The organism is Streptomyces sp. NPDC029216, assembly GCF_040648015.1.
Classification (GTDB): Bacteria; Actinomycetota; Actinomycetes; order Streptomycetales; family Streptomycetaceae; genus Streptomyces.
Window position 1 is genome coordinate 1 of the sequence record NZ_JBEZWL010000251.1, and the last position, 5,461, is coordinate 5,461.

The 5,461-nt window shown below is 65.8% G+C and carries 3 protein-coding genes and 2 pseudogenes; 2 read left to right on the forward strand and 3 right to left on the reverse strand.

What is annotated here, in order from left to right; all coding sequences use genetic code 11:
• On the reverse strand, nucleotides 1–1,783 hold a 1,783-nt coding region (locus AB0F18_RS38215), incomplete at its 3' end, for an ISL3 family transposase (RefSeq protein ID WP_362069863.1).
• 340 nt (nucleotides 1,784–2,123) lie between these two features.
• Between AB0F18_RS38215 and AB0F18_RS38220 the strand changes: the two genes are divergently transcribed.
• Nucleotides 2,124–2,579, forward strand: a complete 456-nt coding sequence (locus AB0F18_RS38220) for a discoidin domain-containing protein (RefSeq protein WP_362069866.1) — start codon at nucleotides 2,124–2,126, stop codon at nucleotides 2,577–2,579.
• A 414-nt stretch (nucleotides 2,580–2,993) separates the two neighbouring features.
• Here the strand turns inward: AB0F18_RS38220 and AB0F18_RS38225 are convergent, their stop codons facing one another.
• Complete coding sequence (locus tag AB0F18_RS38225) at nucleotides 2,994–3,290, reverse strand: hypothetical protein (protein WP_362069868.1); 297 nt, start codon at nucleotides 3,288–3,290, stop codon at nucleotides 2,994–2,996.
• 331 nt (nucleotides 3,291–3,621) lie between these two features.
• Between AB0F18_RS38225 and AB0F18_RS38230 the strand changes: the two are divergent.
• Nucleotides 3,622–4,440: pseudogene (locus AB0F18_RS38230) on the forward strand (IS5 family transposase).
• 171 nt (nucleotides 4,441–4,611) lie between these two features.
• Here the strand turns inward: AB0F18_RS38230 and AB0F18_RS38235 are convergent.
• Nucleotides 4,612–5,333 (reverse strand): annotated as a pseudogene (locus AB0F18_RS38235) (helicase associated domain-containing protein); the annotation flags it as partial.
• Nucleotides 5,334–5,461: the final 128 nt, after the last annotated feature.

Genomic DNA, 5,461 nt, shown 5'->3' on the forward strand with positions numbered 1-5,461 from the left:
CTACGAACGCAAAGCCGACCACTTCCTCGCCTTCACCAGCATCGCCTGCACCCTCATCTGCTACCGAAGACTGGCCAAATGAGATGACGTCTAAGTGCAAGTCACGCGAGCTGGGCCGCTTCATGGCGGCCTGAGCCAGGTCTGCCCCGCGAAGTGCTCGGAAGCCATCAGAAGGCGATGTCCTATGAGTAGAGCAGGACACGCTTGCGGAGGAGAGCGAAGCCGGCTGGCCGAACATCTGGCGTTTAAGCATCTTGATCCGGTTGACGTGTCCTTCGACGACGCCGGAGTTCCAGGACAGGGTGAGGCCGGCCGTGACGGCATCAGGGTCGCGGTCGATGCCGGCGGCCAGGGTATGGATGGGTGGCAGATCGTCCTGCCGGACGGCGTCGAGCCATTCCTGTAGACGTTCGCCCTCGCGCTCGGTGAGCATCCGGGCGAAGGACCGGACGTGCCCGGTGAGGGCGTCCAGTTCCGGGCAGTGGACCAGCACCGCCTTGAGCCGGAGTTGTTCGCTCTCTGCGAGGGTGTCGGGGTGCCGGAGAATCCACCCGGAAACCGTCCGCGGGGTGGGCGGCCGGGCGGAAACCGGTCCGGGCGAGAGGCGTTTTTCCCGGAGGTAGGCGCGAACTCGCTGGTAGCTGCCCTTGTAGCCGAACGGCACGATCTCCTCCCACAATGCCCAGGCGTTGGTGCAGCCCTGGTTCCAGCAGTCGTCCAGGTATTGCTTGTACTCGTCGAGGACGGTGGGGCGGTTCTGCCACTGCCCCTGGAAGAGGTCTTCGGGAGCGACGGCGTCGGCCAAGCGTTTGACGGTGCGGTGGGTCATGTGGAGCTGGCGGCCGATCGAGCGTCGGCTGTGGCCGGCCGCCAGCAGCGTGTGGACGATGGCGTGCCTGTCCCGAATGCGGTCGGCGAACCGGTGCCCTGTTGGCCATGGCGATCCGGTCATCTGCTCGGGCGGCGGAGCCACGACCGCGGAATCGGCTGGCTCACGAGCCAGGACCCCAAGGCAGCTGCGGTGCTGGGCGACGCATCGCTCGGCGGCCTCGCTCAGGTTGTGCCCCAAGTGCCACCTGTCTGCGACTTGGATCGCCTGGGGCGCCCCGATGGTGGCTCCTTCCGCAAAGGACGGAGCGCGGTCGCGGCAGACGACCTCAATGCCCGGGCGTTCAGCCAGCCACGCGGCCAGGCTGGATGCTTCCCGGTCGGGCAGCATGTCCACAGGCCGCCCAGTTTCGACGTCGACCAGCACGGTCCCGTAGAAGCGCCCTTTGCGCGTCGCGTACTCGTCGACCCCGACAACCCGCGGCGCTGCTACATCTGGATCGGGCAGGGCCTTGACCAATCGCAGAACGGTGCTGCGGCTGACAGCTACCCCGAAGACACCGGCCATGCGCGCGCCTGCCCGGCCGGCCAGCGCGAGACCGACCGCAGCCAGCGTCGCCCGCAGGCGCTCGGTCCACCGGCCGTACCGCCGGGTCAGCCCGGCTATCTGTTCGACGAAAGTCTGCCGTTCGCATAACGCGTTCCCGCAGATGAACCGGCGGACCCACAGGCACAGCCGAACCCGCTTCCCCGCACTGGGCACGTCAGCGGGATACCGCATATAGGAGCTGTGAACCCGCTCCGACCAGCTCATGCACCCAACGCAGTCGGCCCCGACCAGCGTGCACCGGGCCTCTATCAATACCGCCTCGTCGTTCACGTCGATCGACAGCACCGCGATATCCGCGATCGACGGGAACAGCAGCTCCTCCAGCTGGAGCACCGTCTCTTCCACGGACCCGAACTGTCAGCCCATCCACGATCGCCACCGATGGTTTTCAGGCAACTATCGGACGGTAGGAGCGACCTCCAACCGTCACTCACGGTGCACGCTTCACGGAAAGTGAGCCAGAACCTCAAATCCGACACCACCTTCTACCTCCGCGCCACCACCGACGACCCCCACCAACCCCGTCATCCGCATCCTCTCCACCCACGTCACCGTCCTCAAACCCGACCTCGACATCGGCAACCTCAGCATCAACGGCACCGTTACGGCCAAGGGCGACGTCAACATCGCGCAGGGCAAGCAGCTGGCAGTCCATAAAATCGTCGCTAGCGGCAGCTACATCGAAGTGGGCGACAGCGTCTTCCAAAAGGGACATCTGATCGTCGCAGACGAATTCACCGCCGCCACGGCGGTGACCTCCCGCGCAACTCTGCTCGCCAGCACCAACTTGGGAGCCTGCCCGGACCATCCAGTGGGACTGATTCTGGACGGCAGGGACAACACCTACTTCCAGACAAGCTGGGCAGTACCAGCCAATGGCTGGGTGATGGTGGACCTGGGCGCTACCCGGAGCATCACAAAAGTCGAGATCCGCCTTGTGTATTACTTCAACGAGGGTGTGGTTGAGGCAAGCCAAGACGGTCTGACCTCGTGGGTTCGCATGGGCGACTTGTTCGACAAGCAGGAATTCATCTACACAGCCCCTGCCGGAACAGAGTTCAGATACATCCGCCTTCGGAATGCCGGGGGCCAGGGACCAATTCTGCACATCAGGAGAATCAATGTGACCCTCGGTACTTAGCCCGTGTCCTTCGTCGACCGCTGCTCCACACCCTCTGAATCCGGCAGGCCGGCCAGCAGGGACACATACGTGAACCCAGCCGAAGTGAGCAACCCCAACACGATGCCGCTGTAGCTGAGCCGAAGGCTGTTGTCCAGAAGCCGAGCCCGGACAGCGGCCCAAGGCGGCATTGCACGCGCGAGGCCCATACGGCGATGGACCGACCATCTGTCAGAGGAGACCCGCATGCGGAAGGCCGAGCCGCAGGGGCTGGCTCGACCGCCTGCTGCCCTCGGGAAGCTCGATCGCGCACTGGCTGCACCGCGGGGTCCTCACGTGCGGCCGGATGCAGATGCCTCGTACGGTGATGCGATGGGTACCGACTCCTGAGGGCCCCGCCCAGGATGGCGGCAGGCCCTTCAGCTTAGGTGCGAATCACTCCGGACAGATAAAGCTGCAAAGGCCGTCGTCGTCGGGCGGCCACTCGCAGCAGGCGTGGTGAGCAGAAATCTCGACCTTGTCGCGATCGAGGAACTCCGTGACGATGCGCCCGTCCTCAATACGCTTGACCCCTACCTGCTTCTTGAAATCGATCTTCAGTATTTCGAGCTCAATCCTTTTGCATTTCACCGCATACCTGCCAGCGGCCTCAGGGTACTTGGCGAATAGTTTGTCGACTTCTTCGAAGAACTCAGGGTCGCGCTCTGGCCCGCAGGCGGGCTTGGTGTTCATGGCTACGCTCCTCAGCGTCGAGTGCTTGGAGCCCCAGATCCATGGTCCCTCAGCCTTGAGCCTGATGCCACCGAGCCCAGGAACGTCCCCGTTCAACCATCCATGGACCGCGTACGCTCCACCGCGGGGCTGGGCGGAGAGGACAGTCGGGTGAGCCGGTCGTGCAACGTGGCGTCGGTGCGGCAGCTCGCGACGAGAATCCCTTCCGAGTCGTGAACCGACAGAATGGGAACGTAGTTCGGGTGGCGTGTCGGGGAGGTACACACCAGGTCTCCCCGGGAAGCCTGACCTTAGACCGTGTCCTATGTGGTGATGGGTCGTTGGGCTCGGCATGGGGCGGGGTACGTGGAGTTGGATTGTTCCGGACGGGTTGTGGGAGATCGCCAAGCCGCTGATCCCGCCGTCGAGGGTGCGGCCGCAGGGCGGCGGGACGCAGGACACGCCTGACGAGACGCTGTTCGCGGCGATCATCTATGTACTGGTCTCCGGGTGTGCCTGGCGGGGCCCTGCCACCCTGCTTCGGGATATCGAAGTCGACCGCCCATCGCCGGTTCCTGATCTGGTCGAGGGCCGGGGTGTGGGGCCGGCTGCACGAGGAGATCCTGTACCGGCTCGACGACGCCGGCCTCCTCGATCTCTCCCGAGCCGTTCTCGACTCCGCCCACGTGCGGGCCAAAAAGGGGGCGGACTCACAGGTCCGAGCCCCGTGGACCGGGGCAAGCCCGGCTCGAAAATGCGCGTCCTGTCGGACGCGGCCGGACTGCCCCTCGTTGTCGGCCTCTCGGCCGCCAACACCCACGACAGCCAGGCCTTGAAGCCCATGGTGCTCGGTCACCAAACGAGACACGACCCCCACCGCGGACGCCACTTCAAGCCCCGGAAACTGCACGCCGACAAGGTTTACGACACACCTGAACTGCGGAAATGGCTCCGCGGCAAACGGATCGGCGTCCGCATCGCCCGCAAGGGCATCGAGTCCTCAGAGCGGCTTGGCCGCCGTCGGTGGGTGATCGGGCGGACCATGTCCTGGCTGACCGGCTACCGCCGGCTCAACCACCGCTACGAACGCAACCCGCGCAACTACCTGGCCTTCCTCGGCCTCGCCGCAGCCCTCTGCTGCTACAAACGCCTCCTCCGCCTCACCACATAGGACACGGTCTTAGAGCTCGTAACAGGATCTTGGTGAGATGTCCTGGTCGACCGTAACCGGTGTGACGATTCGGCCGTTCGTGGTGGTGTGAGTACTCGGCCGTGGATCGTGGATGACGGCTTGTGGGCACTTCAAGCACGGGACCCCGCCCCTCCTCGCGCCGTGGCTTGGTCAGGCCCAGTCGGCGTCGAGCTTCGTGAGGGCGGCGTGCTGTTCGGTGGTGAGCTTGTCGCGCCGGCTCTTGATGTTGGATATCCACACGCCCAGCTTCACGACTACCGGTTCCGTCTCGCCGTCGACTGTGATCTCCTCGGCGTGGGTCCTCGGGACCGGCCGGTGGGCGCTTTCCCGTTCCGCCCATTGCGTGAGGGCTGCCAGGCCCCGCTGGAACGCCTGCTGTGCGCTTGCTCGGCCCCTTCGCCGCACGGCTGGTCGCCGGGGCCGGAGGGGGCGCCTGGGCGGGTTCCACGCCCAGTGCGGTCAGCCGTGTCTGCTGCTCGGAGAGCAGCCGGGCCCAGGTGGCCTGCTGCTTCTGCTGTTGGAGCCAGCGTCCGATGTCGTCGCCGTCCATGAGCACGCCGGGGGCGATGTCGGGCAGCTGTCCGTCGGCGTCGGCCAGGTCCGCGAGGACGCGGTGGTGCCGCTGCCAGTCCAGCGGCCAGGGGCGGCAGTTCCAGTCCTTGTCGATCGCGGCGAGCTGCGCGCGCTGGGTTGCCGCGGTGTCCTCGTTCTTGCCGAGCCCGTTCTTGGCGCCCTTTGCGGCGGAGCTTGGCCATGTGCTGTCCGATGGGCATCATGTCGTCGTCCTCGCCCCACGTCGCGTCCTGCCAGGGTGCGAGGTGCCCGGTGGCCCGCTGGTAGGAGCGGAGTACGGCGAGCTTGGCCTCCCATGCGGCTAGGGTCTGTCGTCAAAGTCCCGTCTGCCCGGCGACGCTCCCCCAGCTACCGCTGGGAGGTGCCCCCAGGCACGCACTCTCGCCGCACCGGGCGCAAGACCGAGTACGCCCAGTACGAGGTCTTG